Origin of the sequence: Paenibacillus sp. FSL L8-0333, from assembly GCF_037965665.1 — a bacterium.
Taxonomy (GTDB): Bacteria; Bacillota; Bacilli; order Paenibacillales; family Paenibacillaceae; genus Paenibacillus_AQ; species Paenibacillus_AQ odorifer.
Genome location: NZ_CP150186.1, coordinates 6,474,107 through 6,493,078 on the forward strand (window position 1 = coordinate 6,474,107; position 18,972 = coordinate 6,493,078).

An 18,972-nucleotide genomic window follows, 5' to 3' on the forward strand; every position below is an offset into this window, starting at 1 on the left:
CTCCCAAAGATTCCGTTTCATTACATAACGGAGTTTATGATTAAAGTATACCCCACTGTGTACATATTTCAAAAAAAACACAACATTCCTTAGTTAGTGACCGGAATACGGGCAGCCCAAGTAGCCGCCTGTAGAATTAGTTTACGTAGTGCCGGATGACGGAAGGAGGGTTCATGATGACCAGGCATTAGGAATACTACTCGTCCTAAACCGTAGCTATGGCACCATGCAGCTGGAATCCATTGACCCTCCGATTCATATTGAAGCAGAATAGTCCGCTCTGTGAACGGGTCAAATTCAAAATGATATGGCTCCTCATCCAATTGGAAATCTTCCACACCTTCGGTGATGTCATGCTCCAGCACCTTGAAGTTCATCGGTTCGTAAGCCGTGTGTCCGTTAAAACGACCCCCGATTAGCTGAGCAAGCTCGTTACGTTTCGTCAACGAAGCTCCCGTATGAAGAACAATGAGTCCTCCTCCTCCACTTACATAGCTGAGCAAACCAGCCGTTTGTTGAGGGGAGACTGTTTCGTTCCACAATTCATTGTAAGCGATACATAGGTCATAACTTGCTAAATGCTCAATGCGCATTAATTTTTTATTTTCTGAACATTGCACGGTTAATAAATCATTTAAGATCTCGCTAATTTGTTGGTCCACTCCTTGAAGTGGATGAAACCGGGGATGGGTGTAATCACCAAGTAATAGACATTTTCTCTTGTCCATGGGATCCTCCTCCTTATTCGTTGTTATTATTCGTCACATGTTGCCTATATTCTAAGGAAAACTGCCGCGAATGTCCATGCAGATGGCAGGTATATTGCTCTTTGGACTTATTTTTCCCGGGTAAAAAAGCATCCCCGGCCATGATAACAGGCGGGAATGCTTCTGTGTGATAACGTCATTCGTGTAAAGCTGACGCAACTTGTGACTTAGCGATTCGCCGCCACATATTTGCCTAGCTCTACAATCATGCTTCCCATCCGTTCATGCTCAGGCATAATGATACGCTGTACGCCCTCTTCTTTAAGAGCCTCAGAGGTAATCCGCCCTACAGAAACAGCAAGCACTTTATCCTCGAAAGACTTCAGCATTTCGTCCAGCTTTCCCTGTTCCCGGGCAAATTGACAGAGGAAACGAAACTGTGGTGCACTCGTAAAAGCCACGGCATCAATTTTGCCTGATATGATTTCTAGAAGCAATCTTTCCAGTTCGCCCGGCTCAGGTGGGGTATGGCGATAAGGCAACACTTGGCGGGTAGTAGCCCCAGCCTCCTGCAGCCATGCAAGCATATGAGGAGCTGGATCTCCGTGCAGCTGAAGAACGACTTCTTTCCCCTGCAAATTCAGGGATTGAAGCCCACGAATCAATCCGATTGTACTTCCGTCGTCGTCACGAACCTCCGGCGTAAGTCCTCTTTTTTTCAAAGCATTCACTGTCTTATAACCCCGTGCGGCAATAATAGAACCAGAAAGTACTTCTAAGAAACGTTCTTCGATCCCCATTCGCTCAGCCATATCGAAGAGAGCATCAAGTCCCATCCCTGTAGTCAGGATCGCCAAGTAGGGAGGCTGATTGATCCATGCATTCAAACCTTCCTGCAATGCCTCATCATCAAGAAATACAGTCCCTTGAGCAGGTCGGCATACTGCCGTCCCCCCCATATTCTGAACCAACTTGGCCATTTCTTCCGATTTGCGTGGACCCGCCAAGGCGACAGTGAACCCTTTTAATTGCTCTGCCATTTCCTATTATCTCTCCTCTCTCCATTGCCTAACCCAACATTATTGTTTATCAGTATACTTGCAAAGGAGTTGAAAAGGGAAGATAAAAAGCCGGTTCTCCTATCAGAAATCATTCTTATTGCCAGAAGCGTGTATCTTAAAGCGGCTCGCCAGCTTTTGCAGTTCTTCTGCAAGACGGCTAAGGTCGGTAGACGAAGATGCCATCTCCTCTACAGAAGCAAGCTGTTCTTGTGCGGCAGTTGCGATAGTTTCCGTATTCACAGCCGCCTCTTCCGATATGCCGCGAATTTCCCCAATAGCCTTCTCCATATGATTAGACTCCACCAATAAGGTCTGCACAACCCCGCCCATGGCTTCAATCTTCTCCGCGGCACTCTTTACTGCTCTTCGGATACGGGAGAAAGAACGGCCGGAAGTATCCACAGCCTCAATGCCTTCGGATACACGCTGTCTGGTGTCTTCCATCGTATGAGTTACCAGCAGCATTTCACTATTAATAGCGGTAATCTGCTCGGCAATCAAATGTGCGGATCTCTCTGATTCCTCTGCCAGCTTACGCACCTCGGCAGCAACCACCGCAAATCCACGCCCTTGTTCCCCGGCTCTGGCTGCCTCAATGGAAGCATTGAGGGCCAGCAGATTGGTCTGGCGGGCAATCCCTGTGATAACGCCAACAATACCCTCAATTTGACTGGTTCTCTCATTCAGTTTGTCAATTACACTGCCTAGCTCTCCGACCGTTTCATGGATACCATTGATTTTGTCCACTACGCTGATAACCGAATCATTGCCTTCTGATGCTGAGAGTGAGGTCTTGTCCATCATTGTAGATACTTGCTCCATATATGTGGAAATCTGCTCGACCTCGCTGGCTGTAGCAGCAGTGCTCTCCATTCCTTTTCGTACACTAACCACCTGTCGCTCCGTCCCTGCTGCTACGTCCTGAATCGCTATGGTTACCTGCTCAATCGTTTGGGCAGTCTGATCCGCACTAGCCGTCAGTTCTTCCGCTGAGGAGGATACATTGCTTGTCATCTCCTGCACACCAATAATCATCTCGCGCAAGCTAATCACCATTAATTGAAAATTCTCTGCCAGCAGCCCTATTTCATCTTTACGGAAAACACCCATGTCTTCCGACAGATCACCTTTGGCTATCACTGCAGTTGCTTTCCGCAGCCGGAAAAGCGGTCTCAAAATCGATTGAATATTAAAATAGATCACAACCAGCGCAAGCAGAACGGAAACTACAATAACAAGCAGAGCTGTATCGCGGATTCCACTAGTTGCTGAGTTAACCTCATCAATGCTGATCGTACCTCCGATTCTCCAACCCGTCAGTTCATTGACCATAAAGGTCATCTTTTTGGACGTGTCCTTGAAAATATAATCGAAGACCCCTTGTTCTTTCTCGAACATTTTCTTTACAAAATCATCGGACGATTCCTGCCCGATAGCCTCTGTAGGGTGAACTAGAAACTTCTTGCTGTTATCAACGATGAGGATATAACCTTCCTTCCCTACCTTAATTGAGGTCAGCTCCCCTAAAGTAGACAGGTTGAGATTCATTGTGATCACCCCATCACCGCCCTTAAGAACCGTTGATATCGCAATCGCGGTTTCCTTATTTACGGTTTGAAAAGCAGGAGAAATCACAGCCCCTTTCCCTTGCTTCAGAGAATTAATATAGGCGCTTTCCTGCCTTGGATCATAACCCTCTGGCAGCTTAGCATCTAAAGCATGAATAGCCTTGCCATTGCTTGTACCCACATAAATGTCCAGTACATCCGGATGCAGCGCCACATATTCCTTCAGTCTGGCTTTTACAGCAGAGGAAGTCCCCCCAGATCCCTCACTGTTGATCCCCTCAGATGAAAATTCCGCGGCAAAATAAGAAATCGCATCTATTTTGGATTGAATATTAGAGTTAATGATTTCATTTACGGCCAGCACACTTTCGGTAGCATTGTTCACCAGTTGATCTTCCACTTCCTGGCTGGCAGCTTGATAGGTTCGCCAGCCTATTATAATACTGGGCAGCAGCAGTATTATTAGGTATGTAAGAATTAACTTGGTACGGATAGTCATACCCGCATTTTTTTTCATAGATGTCATCATCTCTCTCTCATCTGAGTCTTAGGCAAGGATACATTTACCAGACTTAATATATAATTTTATATCTGTTTTAGGAACCGATTTTCCTCCTATCTTTCTTCGTTTTTCTCATTTTTTTTGAGAATTGTCATATAAATGCAACAAAAAAGGCCGCCTCAATGAAAGCGGTCTCTTCCGATATACTTATTATTGCCGCGGCACAGGGCTCCGGCACCTCTATCCTAATTATTCTTTTTGTTCTTACAGTTCGGGCAGACGCCCCCAAATACTACATGGGCATGACCAATGGTATAACCGGTATCCTTGGCCACTGTATCCATCCATTCACGCGGAACTTGATTCATAACCTCATCTACTGCTCCACAAACCTCACAAATGATATGCTGGTGATCATCCATACGTGCGTCATATCTGCTGGCAGCTTCACCAAGCTTAAGCTCACGAATCATTTGTTTATCTGAAAGATAACGCAGAGAGTTATATACAGTACCGTATGCTAAGCTATGTCCCTGCTCTACTAGCCGATTCATCACTTCCGCAGCAGTAGGATGGTCATGTGAATTAAGGACGATATCGTAAACGGCTTGACGTTGGGAGGTCAAATTTAGACTTTTCATTCCTATCATCCTCTAACTTATTTTTAGATCAAGTATAAATCTTGTAGATGGGAACGTCAATCCCATTTTTATCCACATGTTACTTTACAAGCTACCTAATCATTCCTGAATATTTAATATCTACATCAGCCTTCACTTGGAAATCAAGTTTAGAATAGAGCTCCTTCCACACTTTCATTTCCGTATCGTTATTAAAGTGTCTTGCTCCATAATGCAGCCCCCAACCAAAGGGATCAAGGCCACTTGCTTGAATTTTGGTCAGCAATGCTAAGATATCCTCTTCCAGTTCTTTTCCCCCAGCAACTGCAATTTTCTCCAGCATGCTATGAGTCACCAGATCTGGGCTACTACTCTCTTCGAGAATACCTTTTATCTTAATATGATAACGAATAGTAGCTTTCCCTTGCTCTGGTGTCACGATTTTATAGTGCGAGGATGACCTCTCTGTGTAATATTGAAACATAATTCCCTCGGAATGGGCGGGTAAGTTAGTCCGCAGATTCGGGCGTGACAGCAGATTATATAGCCGGGTCTCATTTGGCGTAAGAACCATTTTGATTTTCTCATTATTCAGCAGAGCAATTTTATCAATTAAAAACTCCTTTTCCCCTTTAGTCTCGATAATCGGCAGGATCGGATCAATCCCCTCCTCAAAAACATTTCTCATCAGCTGATAGGAATACACACTAGAAATAAATGGAGACTCCGTGCCTTGTCCACTCATAGCCAAGATAAGAGAATTCGATGGGATACGCTCTGATTCGGGTCTTACCTTCAGCACTTGAAGTGCTTCCGGACGCCCTATTGCAAAATTAATAATAAGCTGTATATCTCTACGTCGCACGGCCCAATCCATAACATGGAGAATATCTTTACGGGCAACCTCCTCCCCCAAAATAATTGATTTACAATGGGAGTAATCAAGCTCCTTTTCCACTCTGGATTTCATTCTACGGAGGGCTTCCGAAATGCTTGGAGACTCCTCCGTCAAGATCTGCATCTTCTCATCAATCTTGGTAACATCCCCCTGAGGGATGGCAAGCTTTAAGCTAATCTTAAAATTCCCTTCTTCTGCACCTTGGTCAACGCCGATTGCTAACACGAAAATCCGCAAATCAATCTCCTTGAAGTCACAACCAGGAAGAAGAAGGAGTAAGGTAATCCCAATTCCAGCAAGTACTCTTCTCACAGCTTCCCCCTCCAAACTTTGCGATAACAATAAAACAGCAGAGCGATGATGAACATCTCACCAAACCAGCGAATTTGCAGAAACCAGGCACCAAACATATTAAGTTGATATTGATCCAGCCCCATTAAGGACAGAACCATCGCGCTAAACAAGCTTAGAATGCCCCACTCTTTCCAGCGTTCTGCTTTTGGGGAATGTTTTTTTACAGATGAAAGGGCACCTTTAAAAAGCTCTAAACCTCCATGCCAATGAACAATTACACTTACCAGAGACAAACTCAAGTAGGCAAAATAAAAAATAAACAGCATCCGTTCAATAATAAAGGATTCCATCCGAATACTGTCGGCCGTCGAGAACCATGTATACACATGTTTATCAATAGCAACGGTTCCGAAATAACCGATGGGAACTAACAAAGTCAAGAGCAATACGAACAGTCCCTCCACCCCTAAAATCCAGACATGCTTCAGCTTCAGTCCATGAAATACCCGATTAAATATGGCCAGGTTTAAGTAACCACTAAACGAAAAGGTGGCCGCCGAAAGGCTCATTAGGTCCGGCTTATGCCAGAAGTATGTAGTGACCTGCAGAACAGAATCCCAATTGAAGTCCGGATTGATTAGCGCTTTTACGAGGCCATAAATAATTAACGGTAAGGTTACGCTGAGAATGATTTCAAGCCCATACAAGAGTGATAAAGAATCGAAGCGACAGCAGATGCAGACCAAGACTAAAAAACTGATCACAACCGTATAGGGATTCGAATCCGGACTGATAAACCGCAGCGTGATATCTACAAAGGAAAGCAATGTAACTCCCCCGGCCACACACCATAAGCCAGCAAAAAGGACCAATAAGATTCTGGCTAACTTCTTAGGAAGCAAAGAGTCAAATATTTCCGGAAATCCCTTGCCGGGGAATTTAGCAATCAGTACAGTAAATATATAGACAAACAAAGTGCCCAAGATCGTTCCGATTAGGATGGACATCAAAGCACCACCAAAACGTCTGTCTATTAGTTCCCTTGGAACAAAATTAATGATGTTGATCAGGCTGTTCATCAGAAAAAGACAGTAGAAATAACGGCTTTTGGCCATCAATGCTCTCCACCCTTCTTCTTGCCTAGATTATCGAGAAAAAACAATCTGAAATAAGGTTGTCCGAAGCTGCGCTGTTTGCATAAATACATGGCAAATCCCACGACACAGACCACTACCCCAACCAATCCTAAAAAAGCTGCGGCAAAAAGAAAAATATACTTCAGCACACGTATGGACAAGCTCATCATATTCAGCGGAATTAGAAAATTGGATATCGCAACAGCTGAAACCAATATAATCATGATATTCCCTACAAGTCCTGCTGCCGTCGCTGCCTGCCCCAAGATAAGCCCCCCTACAGTTGTAGCCGTTGGACCAATCGCCTTGGGGAGCCGTAAGCTCGCCTCAGTCAGAAACTCCATCATCATGAGCATTAAAAGCACTTCCACAAAAGATGGATAAGGTACTGTTGCACGACTACCCGAAATAAGCAGTGCAATCTGCACCCGAATAATTTCTGGATTATACGAGGTGAGGGTTACATAGAACGCAGGCAGCCAAAGTGTCATGCCTACACCGATAATCCGCAAAAGCTTCAGAAAACGCCCCACGATAGGAAATTGGATTTTATCATCCATCGATGTGAAAAAGTCATTAAAAATAGACGGCAGCACTATCGCATAACCCGTAGTATCAAGCATTATCGCTACTTTTCCTTCAGACAAATTAAACACAACCCTGTCCGGTCTTTCGGTGATAATGGACTTCGGGAGTATTCTTAATTTATCACTGCTTATAAACTTCTCAAGTTCGCCTGTAGCCTGCAAAATATCAACCTTTAACGTCCCCATTTTCTCACGTAATTCCTTTAAAACATTCTTATCCACCCGACTGTCATCGTATAGAATCGCTATCTTTGTTTTGGAGACATCGCCGATGACCATGGTCTCCATTTTGAGATTGGTGGATTGATATCGCCGACGAATCATGTTCATATTCACTGCAATATCCTCAGTTAGTGCATCTGAAGGTCCCTGAGAAATGCTTTCTGCAGATGTTTCATTAACCCCACTAATCTCCGTATTCATAGCATCAAAGAAACAGAACGTATCCTTCAAGCCCAGAAGAATATAACCGCTGAGCAAAAGCTCGATCGCTTTATCTCTCGTAGTCGCCTCTTCACTGCCCGGATACGTCATAATGTAATTTTGGTAAGCGTTGATATTCTCCATCTCATAGAACGGTGTGATTACATTTCGGCTGAGGATCTGCGAATCCGCAACGCTTTTGATATAAAGTAGGTCGACCTGCCCAAAAGAGGTAACGATCGTCTTATCGATTAAATCCGCGAACCCGTTCAGCTGGTCTTTGATCCATTCCAGAGAAATATTGTCCTTATCCTGTTGAACTGACATGGAACATCATCCCTCCTATTTGTCCTTTACGTCCCGGATCCCCCCTTATTTTGGCACTGTTTCTTTGAATTCATGCACTGCACAATTGAACGGGGAGTTTCTTTTCACAGGACTGTGGTAATAAATGAGATGAGGATTGTACAGATGGAGGGATAATAGATGGACCCAAACCGTAAGATAACGCAAAGTCTTCCACAATTTCCGGAATCATTATGGAGAGATACCACGGATTTACCGACTTTTCCAAAGCTGGCTGAAGATATTTCTACAGATGTGGCAGTGGTAGGCGGTGGAATTACAGGCATTACAACAGCCTATCTCCTCAGCAAAGCAGGCTACAGAGTCACGCTCTTGGAAGCAGGGGAAATTCTAAGTGGCACTACGGGTTTTACCAGTGCAAAAATCTCAGCACAGCACGGGCTAATCTATCATCATTTGATAAAACATTTTGGGCAGGAACAAGCCCGGCTCTATTATCGTTCGAACAGCGAGGCTATGAATTGGATCCAGAATACTGCTGAGGAACTTGAAGTATCCTGCGGCATGAAACATGAGGCAGCTTTTCTGTACGCGGATGCTGAAGATCATAAGACGCTTAAACAACTGGAGGAAGAGTATAAAGCCTATGAACAATTGGGTCTGCCCGGAGAGTGGCTAGATAACGTCTCTATCCCTCTGATGGCCAGTGGTGCCATTAAATTACCAGGACAAGCCCGCTTTCACCCGCTGCAATATCTGAAGGGCCTGCTGAAGGTCATTCAGGATAAAGGTGGCGTAATCTATGAGCATACGATGATGGCAGATAAGGTGGAGAAGAACGATAAGCTTACGCTTTTTACTGAAAAGGACGAGTATCGGATCACCTGCCGCTACGCCGTTTCAGCTTCTCATTTCCCCTTCTACGATGGAGGAGCATTATATTTCTCGCGGCTGCATGCTGAACGTTCCTACTGTCTGGCGATCCAGCCTGAAACGGATTTTGAGGGTGGAATGTATCTAAGCGCAAGCGAACCCACCCGTTCTCTGCGTGCAGTAGAGTGGGAAGGCAGGAATCTGGTCATTGTCGGGGGAGACAATCATAAGACAGGCCAGGGCATCTGTACGATAGGACATTATGAGAACTTGGAGCTATTCGCAGGAAATCTGCTCGGCATCAAAACAATCCCTTACCGCTGGGCAGCACAGGATTTAATCACCCTAGACAGAGTGCCCTACATCGGCAAGATTTCGGACAACGAAGAGATTTATATCGCTACAGGTTTTGGAAAATGGGGCATGACAAGCGGTACGCTGGCTGCACAGATCATCTCGGATCAGATTCAGCGCAAAGATAATCCGTATACCGAATTGTACGATCCGTCCCGCTTCAAAGCTGGCACCAGCCTAAAAAACTTCATCGTGCAAAATGCCAATGTGGCAAAAGAGCTCGTGGCGGGCAAAGTGGAAATCGTCCATAAAAAGACAACTGATTTAGAAGCTGACGAAGGGGCCGTTGTGTTCCATGATGGCAAACGTGTGGGAGCTTATAAGGATCCAGAAGGTAAACTTCATCTGGTGGATAGAACCTGTACCCATATGGGCTGTGAATGCGAATGGAACAACGGGGATCGTTCCTGGGATTGCCCTTGCCACGGCTCCCGTTTCTCCTACGATGGCGAAGTTTTAGAGGGCCCTGCTTCGGTACCGCTGACGAAACTCCATGAATAATACTTTTCATGAAAAGGCAGTTCGGATTCATGAAAAATTGCAGTCCCTTTTCTAAGGGGCGATTGTAATTGCCCTACAGCATTCAGGTATAATAAGACTTGAATGAAGCAGCTGCTTCAAAAAAGTTTGAAGGAGAGTGACGATAGAGATGGATTTGAGAGGAAAGAGTGTTGTAATTACTGGTGCAGGCAAAGGGATCGGAAAAGCCTTGGCTATGGCACTGGCTAAGGAAGGTTCTAATTTAGGCCTGATCTCCAGAACTTCAGGTGATCTCGAAGCGTTAAAATCAGCCTTAACGGAAGTATATGATGTTAAAGTCAGCATTGCCGTGGCCGATATCGCCGTACGTGAAGAAGCTGAACGTGCTGTTGCTTCCCTGCAAAATGAGCTTGGAGCATTTGATGCATTAATCAACAATGCCGGGATTGCAAAATTCGGCACTTTAGTAGAAATGGACCCTGCAGACTGGGAGCGCCACATCCAAGTTAATCTTTACGGTACTTATTACGTAACCCGTGCTGCACTGCCTGCGATGATTGAGAAAAATGGCGGAAATATCATCAATATTTCATCCACAGCCGGAGAACGCGGCTTCGCGACAGGTTCTGCTTACTGCGCATCCAAGTTCGCTCTCATGGGCATGACCGAAGCCCTCGCACAAGAAGTGCGCAAACACAATATCCGCGTCGTAGCCTTGACTCCAAGCACCGTGAACACTGGCCTAGCTTCCAATGCTGGACTTAAAATCGGTGACGAAGACCGCATGATGCAACCTGAAGATGTTGCTGAATTGGCACTGACAGCTTTGAAGCTGCCGGATCGCGTCTTCCTAAAAACAGCAGGACTGTGGACCACCAATCCGCAATAAAATCGCGCTGGACGCGTAGGGAGCCGGATGATCTGGGGTGATTGCACTTTGTGCAATAGAATCGCTCTAGACGAGGATGAGGCCTTGGGTGATTGCACTTTGTGCAATCAATTTAGTGGCTCCCCTCCTTTTAGGCGATTGGGGCTTGATTCTATTGTACAGAATGCAACAGACTGCCTTATTCAGACAACATTCGGGTCATTCTGTTGCACATTCTGCAATGTAACTTCATTTGTGGGCTATATTAGGTAACCGGGACTGCAATTAGGTGCTAGCTGGAATGGTGGTTTTGAGTAAACACTTTGGAGTTGGGTTGGCACTTTGGCTTAGAGTAACGTTTTATGGTTGAGGTGGCACTTTACTTGCAGTAGTTACTTTCTCTTGCGATAGACACTTTACTTGCTGTAGCCACTTTACTTGCAGTAGACACTTTGATTTTTGGCAGGTACCTGAGTTTGCACAATACTTAACGTTTAAATAGATAATAGTTGCACTTTGTACATCTATTCAGCGTAATTAGAGGATAAATCATACTTTAGTTGCACTCTATACAGTTAAAAGAAGGCTATTCTCGTCAATTCACCAGATTCGCACAAATTAGTTGCAGAGAATACACTTATTCGATCGTTTGTGGTGTGACGGATAATTTAAGTGTACAAAGTGCAATTAAGCGCCCGCGTTCTTGTGTCTTTTGGGGTGGTCTTTTATTTTGTTAGTTGGTTTGTGGTTTGTGTATTGTGTTCTGTGCCTTGTACCTTGTACCTTGCGCCTTGTCCTTGTGTCTTGTGCCTTGTGTCATATACCATTGCTCCGTACTTTCGGGTGTACTGTGCTTTTGAGAATCACGATGTTACCTTGAGATCTTGATACTAATTTCCGAGGTTCTCATGTTATATTATTTCGATTCACAATGTCCTGAGAATATACTAACTTTCTGATCGGAGGTTTATCTATCATGCTGGTAGTAACTAATACTATTAAAGTAAAAGAAGGTCATGGCGAAGCTATTGCTCAACGTTTCGGAGGAAATAATGGTGTACCGGATATGCCTGGTTTTGTACGTATGGAGGTATGGCGCGGAAATGCCAAAGAAGGTATCGAGGAATTAAAAATCTGCACCGTATGGGAGAATGAGGATGCGTTCAAAGGCTGGACCTCCAGCGAGTCCTTCCGTCAGTCGCACCGTGGTGCTGGTGGTAATGACGCAATCCTGGGTGCTTCCATCGATAAATATGAGCTAATGATCAGCCGCACGCCTGGTAACTAAGTATTAGGACTAACCAATCGGAGTTGTAGCTAGATTGGACCAGCAGTGTGTACGGGATTGTTGCCCGATAAGCACAGTAACTAATTAACTATTACTGCTAGGTTAACCGTTGCAACGAGCTAATTGGCTTTACCTCCTGGCTAACCAATGCAGCGCGCTAGTTAACTCTTACCGCCGGGCTAGCCAATACAGCGGGCTAATTATCTTTACCTCTTGGCTAACCAATGCAGCGGGCTAATTAACACAGTTATCGCTTCTAAATGCTAATTGCTACAGTAAAAACTTAGAGTAATTATCGTCCAGCAGACTTATTGATTAGCCTATTAGATACAGGTCAGTTAGTTGGTACAAGCAGCACTATTATCCAGCGATGTCCTGGACCTAAGACTAAACAAACAGGGATGTCCGGAGCCAATATGGCTCTGGGACATCCCTGTTTGTTGTTTATAAACTCATTATTTACTTACATCTGGCTGAGGAGTCTCCACCTCTTGATGTTTACCCGGCCAGAACGACCAACGACCAAAGAGCGTCGTAATAGCTGGTACAAGGAACGGACGAACCACGAAGGTATCCAACAGAACACCAAGAGCGGTGATGATACCGAACTGCACAAGCACCTGAATCGGCAAGCTTGCCAATACAGCAAATGTACCTGCCAGAATGAGGCCGGCAGAGGTAATTACCGAGCTGGTCTCATTCACACCTTCCGCGATAGCCTGCTTAAGCGGCATGGTTTTACGCTTTTTCCAGATATTCGAGATCATGAAGATGTTGTAGTCTTCTCCAAGTGCCACCAAGAAAACAAAGGAATACAGTGGGATCGCTCCCTGAATGGCATCAGCTCCCATCACATAGTGAATGATAATCCAGCCTAAGCCAAGCGCTGAGAAGAAGGAGAGAATAACGGTGCCGACCAGATAGATGGTGGCCACTATTGAACGCAGATATATCAACAACAGTAAGGTGATCATTCCGATGACCACGGGGATAATCAGATCGGTATCCCGATCTCCAATCTCTTTAGTGTCGTGCTGTGTTGCCGTCTGTCCGCTTACCCACACATGATCCGCAGGGTTCGCAACGTCTACATCGATTAATGCCTGCTCTGCGGTAGCAAGAAGGGTGGGAATATGCCCCATCGCTTCTAGTGAGTAAGGATTGCTTTTAAATTCAATATCAAAACCAACAATATCTTTGTTTACTGCCCCCTGCTGCGGATCGGAAACCGTGTCCACGTAGGTGAGTCCGCCCAGAATGACCTTTAGATCCTCTCCGCTCGCTTTTCCTTGGGTATCAATAATCAGCTTCGCTGGAGCCAATTCTCCGGGGGAGAACTGTTTGCCAATAAGGTCGAACCCTTCGCGGGACTCCATATTTTTAGGAAAAGAGGATAGGATATCATAGGTAAATTTGATGCCACTGGAGAATGAAGCCAGAATCCCCAGGCCGATAACGGTCACACCTACGATAGCCCAAGGCCGGGTTACTACCAAGCCGCCAATGCCCTTTTTACGGGAAACCTTGGGTTCAGGAACAGGTTTGCCTTTAGCCTTAGCCCGTTCTACCTCCATTTGCGGTGTGCGCGGAATGAATGGGAAGAACGAGGTCCGTCCGAAGATCGCCAGCAGTGCTGGTACGAGGGTTAGACTGGCAATTCCCATGATGAAGATCGACACGCTAAATGGAATGGCAAAACGATGATAAGCTCCATACTTAGCCAGCAATAATGCGAACAGCGCGAGCACGACGGTGAAGCCGCTCATAGCAATTGCACCTGAAGATTCGGTAATGGAGCGAAGAAGGGCACGACTCTTGCTCTCCTCTACCTTCAACAACTGCCGGAACCGTGAAATCAGGAACAGACAATAGTCCGTACCAGCTCCGAATAACAAAACGGTCATAATCGAGATCGCCTGTGAATCCACTGTGATCCAGCCTTCTTGCGCCATTTTTCCAAGAATCGGGCTAGTTACGCCATAAGCGAACCCAACCGCAATAAGCGGAATAAACGCCAATATCGGCGAACGATAGATCACCAATAAGAACACCAGAACAAGCATAACCGTAGCAATTAACAAGGAAACGTCTGCGTTTTTGAACAGCCCTGTAGCATCTATGGAGATGCCCACTGGACCTGTAACACGTAAACTCAGGTCTTTTCCATCTACCTTAGCAGCAGAGGGGTCTCCGCCCGTCTCCGTGTTTATGATCTTCTTCATTTCTGTCACAGCTTCGCCGAGCTGATCACTATCTGCCGTTTTATCAAAAAGCACTGGGGTTACCAGCGTACTAAGATCCTCAGATAACGAGGCTTGTAATGCTTGTGGCGGCAGTTGTCCTAATGGTGGAACAAAATTCTGATGGGGCAATGGTTGCTGCTCCAACTTCTTGTACACAGCAGTGATATGTACTAAATCATCTTGTGAAAGCCCGCCTTCTCTATGCCATACGAGCAGCGCAGGCACTCCACTTCCACTAGGGAATTCTTGCTCTGCAATAGCTGCTGCCTGTACCGATTGTGAATCATCTGGGAGGTTAGGCGCATTATTAGCAACCTGAGAATTCACTGCAGGCCATAACAGGGTAAGTGCACCTACAAGCACTATCCATACGAGAAGAGTAATCCACTTCGTCTTTTTTCCTGCCACCCATTTTCCGTAGCCTGACATTCCCTTCATCCTCTCCTTTACCTTGCAGCCTTAAAAATGAGCCGCGGGTCATTTTTTATTCTATCATATATATGCTTTAATTTTTAATCAAACTTTTTTTATTTTTCAGAAAAATTAAAGCACCTCATCACATATAAAATACCCCTCTCTTCACATAAAAAATCAGCATCATGTGAAAAGAGGGGTTTATGATTAACTATACTTTTTTCTTCACTTCAATTTAGCCTACGTCCAAATCCCCTTCAGAGAACTGACTGTTATAGAGATCCGCATAGAATCCGCCTTGTGCCAGCAGTTCTTCGTGGTTGCCTTTCTCGATTACACTACCTTGGTTCATGACAAGAATGAGATCCGCATCACGAATCGTCGAGAGACGGTGGGCAATAACGAAGCTTGTTCTGTTTTGCATCAGCGCATTCATCGCTTTTTGAATCAGCAATTCAGTCCGTGTGTCGACACTGCTCGTTGCTTCATCAAGAATGAGGATCGATGGATCAGCAAGAATAGCGCGAGCAATAGTAATCAACTGCTTCTGTCCTTGTGAAATATTAGAAGCTTCTTCATTTAACACCGTATTGTAGCCAAGCGGAAGTGTGCGGATAAAGTGATCAGCATGCGCAGCCTTGGCCGCCCGCACCACATCAGCTTCTGATGCACCTTCACGACCGTAAGCAATGTTATCACGAATCGTACCGTTGAAGAGCCAGGTATCCTGAAGCACCATACCAAATTTACTGCGTAGGTCACTCCGTTTCATATCGGTAATGTTGACGCCATCAATGATAATTTCCCCATCGTTAAGCTCGTAGAAGCGCATCAACAGGTTAATCAAAGTGGTTTTACCAGCACCAGTAGGACCGACAATAGCTATAGTCTGACCTGGACTAACCTCAATATTCATGTCCTCAATCAGAATAGCATCCTCTTTATAGCCGAATTTCACATGACGGAACTCAACGGAGCCTTCCGGAGCACCTTCATCAAGCTTCACAAGTGTAGTATTAACTTCTTTGACTTCCTCTTCTTCATCCAGAAGTTCAAATACACGTTCTGCGGAAGCAATGGTGGATTGAATAATGTTAGCAATATTAGCCGTTTGTGCAATCGGCTGGGTGAACTGACGTGAATATTGAATGAAGGCTTGGATATCCCCGACATCAATCATTTTTTTAGTAACAAAAATACCACCCACAACACAGATAAGCACATAACCCAAGTTACCGATAAACATCATAAGCGGCATAATCATACCCGACATAAATTGGGAGCGCCAGCCAGAATCATATAGCTTATCGTTTATTTCATCAAAATCTTTAAGCGACTGCGGTTCGCGGCCGAAAGCTTTAATAATCCGGTGCCCTGTATACATTTCCTCTACATGACCATTCAACTGACCAAGCGATTTCTGCTGTCTCACAAAATAAGTCTGCGAACGTTTGGAGATCGCCATAATCACAATAAAGCTGAGTGGCAACGTAGTAATCGTGATTAAAGTCAGCCATGGGCTGATGGTAAGCATCATCACAATAACACCAATAATAGTGACGATTGAGGTAATCAGCTGCGTTAAACTTTGCTGCAACGTGGTACTGATGTTATCCACGTCATTCGTAGCACGGCTGAGAATTTCCCCGTGTGTACGGGAGTCAAAATATTTTAAAGGTAAACGCTCCAGCTTGCTGTTGATCTGCTCACGCATGTCATAAACTACCTTCTGCGCTACTCCAGCCATTACATATTGCTGAATGTAACTAAACAAAGCACTAAGCAGATACAATCCCGCGAGCAGGATCAGAATATCATTAATATATCCAAAATCAATGGAGGCACCCTCTACACCCATCAATTTGCCGTAAGCACCTTCGAACAGTTTGGTTGTAGCTTTACCCATAACCTTCGGACTGAAGATACTGAACACCGTACTGGCAATCGCCATAATTAGTACAATAATCAATTGAACCATACGTGGGCGTAAATATTTGATCAAGCGACGAAGTGTACCTTTAAAATCTTTAGCCTTTTCTGCCGGCATCCTCATTCCAGGACCGCCACCCGGTCCACCCGGACCTTTATGGCCGCGGGGAGCTGCAGGCTTATGTTCTCTGTTTTGTTCGCTCATGCTATTTCCTCCTCTGACAGCTGCGAGGATACGATCTCGCGGTACACATCACTGCTCTCGAGCAGTTCACGGTGAGTGCCCATTCCAGCAATTTCACCCTCATCAATTACAATAATCCGGTCCGCATCCATAACGGTGCTAACCCGCTGAGCTACGATCAATACGGTGGATTCCGTAGTTTCAGCTTTGAGAGCCGCGCGAAGTTTGGCATCTGTCTTGAAATCAAGAGCTGAGAAGCTATCGTCGAACAGATACACCTCAGGTTTTCTCACAAGCGCCCGAGCAATGGACAACCGCTGTTTCTGACCACCAGAGACGTTATTCCCGCCCTGGGCAATTTCCGAGTCAAACCCATCCTTCATCGCGGATACGAAATCGTAGGCTTGAGCCACCTTGGATGCATGAATGATTTCTTCATCCGTAGCATCCTCTTTACCGTAGCGGATGTTCTCATTAATCGTACCCGAGAACAATACTGCTTTTTGAGGGATGTAACCGATTTTGCTCCGCAGCTCTTCCTGTGTCATCTCACGCACATCCACTCCGTCTACGCGTACAGCACCTTCATTAACATCATAGAACCTTGGAATCAGGCTAAGTAGCGTAGATTTACCCGATCCGGTACCCCCGATAATTGCGGTAACTTCACCCGGACGAGCACTAAAGCTAATTTTGGAAAGTGCAGGCTGTTCTGCCCCTGGATAGGAAAAAGATACATTCTCAAACTCAACAAAACCACGTAAAGAATCGCGCCCGTCTTTTTTAGTAGCTTGAGCTGTTGTATGCAGTTCACTCTCAGTAGGATCTGTAAATTCAGGCTGCATATCCAGTACCTCATTGATACGCACGGCTGAAGCTGAAGCACGCGGAATTAACACGAACATCATCGATACCATAATCAGAGAGAACATAATTTGCATCGCATATTGGATAAATGCCATCAGGGACCCAACTTGCAGATCGCCGTCACCAATTCGAATTCCACCAAAATAAAGAATAGCAATCATAGAAAAGTTCATTACAATCATCATCAGCGGCATCAGGCCGGCCATGATTTTGTTGACCTTGATAGCTGTATCCGTAAGATCACGGTTAGCTTCGGTGAAACGTCTATTCTCATGATCAATCCGGTTAAAAGAACGAATAACACGAATACCTGTCAGATGCTCACGCAGCACCAGGTTTAATTTATCAAGCTTAATCTGAATGGCTTTAAACAGTGGCAGACCCTTCATCCCAATAAAGAAGATCGCCCCAACAAGTACAGGAATAACGACTACAAAAATCAATGATAATTTAGCATCTTCAGATACTGCCATGATGATACCACCAATCATCATCATCGGTGCCCCGATCATCATGCGCAACATCATAGTAAGTACGGTTTGAACTTGTGTAATATCATTTGTTGTACGTGTAATCAAAGACGCTGTACCTAACTTATCGAATTCATGCAGAGTGAAATTCTCTACATGATTAAAGACTCGAGCACGCGTGATTTTACCAAACCCAGCCGCCACTTTTGCCGATAAGTAACTGGCAATTACCGAACATAAAGCACCGCCACCTGCAACCATGAGCATGAAACTACCTATTTTCCAAATATAAGCGCGATCTCCTTGAACGATCCCTTTGTCGACGATGTCAGACATCAGAGTAGGAAGGTATAAATCACCCATGGACTGCAAAAATACAAGGATTAATACAGCACCAATAGCTACCCTAAAAGGCTTCAGTTGTTTAAATAATTTAATCAAGCTTCTCATCTCCGTTCATTTGTAGCCTATCCCAATCAGGTGGTGGATTATCCTCAACGTATTCATGTACTTTAAGCAATAGCTCTGTGAGCTGTTTAGTGTCTTTTTCGCCTAAGTGTTGTACAAGCTTATCAAGCATCACATCACGATAATGTTCCGCTTTTCGTGTGAGTTCTTTTCCACGTTCCGTCAATTTTACGCGTACAACTCTTCGGTCCGAAGGATCCGCGTGTCTTTCCACCATCTGTTTCGCTTCAAGACTGTTAATCAGCTGCGTGATGGTAGGAGGAGTGAATCCAAGTAGTCGGCTGATTTCAGACACCTTAAGACCCTCTTCATCAGAATGATTCCATTTTTCAATGCATATCATTAAAGTCATCTCACTTGGCTTGTGGCCCTCAACGCCCTTTTGCCATTGAGCTTTATGCAGGCGTTTCATCGCCGCAAAAAGCCCGTGTG

General features: G+C 45.1%; 14 protein-coding genes. 3 read left to right on the forward strand and 11 right to left on the reverse strand.

Annotated features, from left to right (window positions below; all coding sequences use genetic code 11):
• Positions 1 to 89: 89 nt before the first annotated feature.
• The 7 genes from NYE72_RS28895 to NYE72_RS28925 form a co-directional block, all read right to left on the reverse strand.
• Positions 90 to 728, reverse strand: coding sequence for a ThuA domain-containing protein (locus NYE72_RS28895; RefSeq protein ID WP_036681964.1), 639 nt, complete (start codon positions 726 to 728; stop codon positions 90 to 92).
• Positions 729 to 934: 206 nt separating this feature from the next.
• Positions 935 to 1,747, reverse strand: a complete 813-nt coding sequence (locus NYE72_RS28900; RefSeq protein WP_076274837.1) for a uroporphyrinogen-III synthase — start codon at positions 1,745 to 1,747, stop codon at positions 935 to 937.
• A gap of 102 nt (positions 1,748 to 1,849) precedes the next feature.
• A complete protein-coding gene (locus NYE72_RS28905) occupies positions 1,850 to 3,853 on the reverse strand; it encodes a methyl-accepting chemotaxis protein (protein WP_179090011.1) in 2,004 nt (667 codons plus the stop codon).
• Positions 3,854 to 4,083: 230 nt separating this feature from the next.
• Positions 4,084 to 4,479, reverse strand: a complete 396-nt coding sequence (locus tag NYE72_RS28910) for a transcriptional repressor (protein ID WP_036681969.1) — start codon at positions 4,477 to 4,479, stop codon at positions 4,084 to 4,086.
• Between the two features lie 91 nt (positions 4,480 to 4,570).
• Positions 4,571 to 5,668 (reverse strand): Ger(x)C family spore germination protein, encoded by a 1,098-nt coding sequence (locus tag NYE72_RS28915; RefSeq protein WP_038573684.1) that lies wholly within the window; start codon positions 5,666 to 5,668, stop codon positions 4,571 to 4,573.
• On the reverse strand, positions 5,665 to 6,765 hold the full coding sequence (locus tag NYE72_RS28920; RefSeq protein WP_339210970.1) for a GerAB/ArcD/ProY family transporter: 1,101 nt from the start codon (positions 6,763 to 6,765) through the stop codon (positions 5,665 to 5,667). The genes NYE72_RS28915 and NYE72_RS28920 overlap by 4 nt, the downstream gene beginning before the upstream one ends.
• Positions 6,765 to 8,123, reverse strand: a complete 1,359-nt coding sequence (locus tag NYE72_RS28925) for a spore germination protein (protein ID WP_076105040.1) — start codon at positions 8,121 to 8,123, stop codon at positions 6,765 to 6,767. Before NYE72_RS28925 ends, NYE72_RS28920 begins: the two co-directional genes overlap by 1 nt.
• Before the next feature lie 159 nt (positions 8,124 to 8,282).
• Here NYE72_RS28925 and NYE72_RS28930 point away from each other — a divergent pair, with 159 nt between their 5' ends.
• The 3 genes from NYE72_RS28930 (at position 8,283) to NYE72_RS28940 (ending at position 11,965) form a co-directional block, all read left to right on the forward strand.
• The gene (locus tag NYE72_RS28930; protein WP_036681979.1) at positions 8,283 to 9,830 is read left to right on the forward strand and encodes an FAD-dependent oxidoreductase; all 1,548 of its coding nucleotides are present in this window, start codon (positions 8,283 to 8,285) and stop codon (positions 9,828 to 9,830) included.
• Positions 9,831 to 9,978: 148 nt separating this feature from the next.
• Positions 9,979 to 10,698 (forward strand): 3-ketoacyl-ACP reductase, encoded by a 720-nt coding sequence (locus NYE72_RS28935; protein WP_339210972.1) that lies wholly within the window; start codon positions 9,979 to 9,981, stop codon positions 10,696 to 10,698.
• Positions 10,699 to 11,653: 955 nt separating this feature from the next.
• On the forward strand, positions 11,654 to 11,965 hold the full coding sequence (locus tag NYE72_RS28940; RefSeq protein WP_339210974.1) for an antibiotic biosynthesis monooxygenase: 312 nt from the start codon (positions 11,654 to 11,656) through the stop codon (positions 11,963 to 11,965).
• Between the two features lie 455 nt (positions 11,966 to 12,420).
• On the opposite strand, the gene NYE72_RS28945 is transcribed toward NYE72_RS28940, so the two are convergent.
• The 4 genes from NYE72_RS28945 to NYE72_RS28960 form a co-directional block, all read right to left on the reverse strand.
• Positions 12,421 to 14,646, reverse strand: coding sequence for an MMPL family transporter (locus NYE72_RS28945; protein WP_036681987.1), 2,226 nt, complete (start codon positions 14,644 to 14,646; stop codon positions 12,421 to 12,423).
• A gap of 211 nt (positions 14,647 to 14,857) precedes the next feature.
• Entirely contained in the window at positions 14,858 to 16,756 is a 1,899-nt protein-coding gene (locus tag NYE72_RS28950; protein WP_076099696.1) for an ABC transporter ATP-binding protein, read from the reverse strand.
• Entirely contained in the window at positions 16,753 to 18,513 is a 1,761-nt protein-coding gene (locus tag NYE72_RS28955) for an ABC transporter ATP-binding protein (protein WP_036681991.1), read from the reverse strand. The genes NYE72_RS28950 and NYE72_RS28955 overlap by 4 nt, the downstream gene beginning before the upstream one ends.
• Positions 18,506 to 18,952 carry a MarR family winged helix-turn-helix transcriptional regulator gene (locus NYE72_RS28960; protein ID WP_063829808.1) on the reverse strand — a complete coding sequence of 149 codons (447 nt, stop codon included), beginning with the start codon at positions 18,950 to 18,952 and terminating at the stop codon, positions 18,506 to 18,508. Before NYE72_RS28960 ends, NYE72_RS28955 begins: the two co-directional genes overlap by 8 nt.
• Positions 18,953 to 18,972 lie beyond the last annotated feature (20 nt).

Coding starts and splice junctions, on each gene's coding strand:
- NYE72_RS28945 (WP_036681987.1), bottom strand. CDS start 14,646: ATGAAGGGAATGTCAGGCTACGGAAAATGGGTGGCAGGAAAAAAGACG.
- NYE72_RS28920 (WP_339210970.1), bottom strand. CDS start 6,765: ATGGCCAAAAGCCGTTATTTCTACTGTCTTTTTCTGATGAACAGCCTG.
- NYE72_RS28935 (WP_339210972.1), top strand. CDS start 9,979: ATGGATTTGAGAGGAAAGAGTGTTGTAATTACTGGTGCAGGCAAAGGG.
- NYE72_RS28910 (WP_036681969.1), bottom strand. CDS start 4,479: ATGAAAAGTCTAAATTTGACCTCCCAACGTCAAGCCGTTTACGATATC.
- NYE72_RS28940 (WP_339210974.1), top strand. CDS start 11,654: ATGCTGGTAGTAACTAATACTATTAAAGTAAAAGAAGGTCATGGCGAA.
- NYE72_RS28895 (WP_036681964.1), bottom strand. CDS start 728: ATGGACAAGAGAAAATGTCTATTACTTGGTGATTACACCCATCCCCGG.
- NYE72_RS28900 (WP_076274837.1), bottom strand. CDS start 1,747: ATGGCAGAGCAATTAAAAGGGTTCACTGTCGCCTTGGCGGGTCCACGC.
- NYE72_RS28925 (WP_076105040.1), bottom strand. CDS start 8,123: ATGTCAGTTCAACAGGATAAGGACAATATTTCTCTGGAATGGATCAAA.
- NYE72_RS28950 (WP_076099696.1), bottom strand. CDS start 16,756: ATGAGCGAACAAAACAGAGAACATAAGCCTGCAGCTCCCCGCGGCCAT.
- NYE72_RS28930 (WP_036681979.1), top strand. CDS start 8,283: ATGGACCCAAACCGTAAGATAACGCAAAGTCTTCCACAATTTCCGGAA.
- NYE72_RS28905 (WP_179090011.1), bottom strand. CDS start 3,853: ATGAAAAAAAATGCGGGTATGACTATCCGTACCAAGTTAATTCTTACA.
- NYE72_RS28960 (WP_063829808.1), bottom strand. CDS start 18,952: ATGAAACGCCTGCATAAAGCTCAATGGCAAAAGGGCGTTGAGGGCCAC.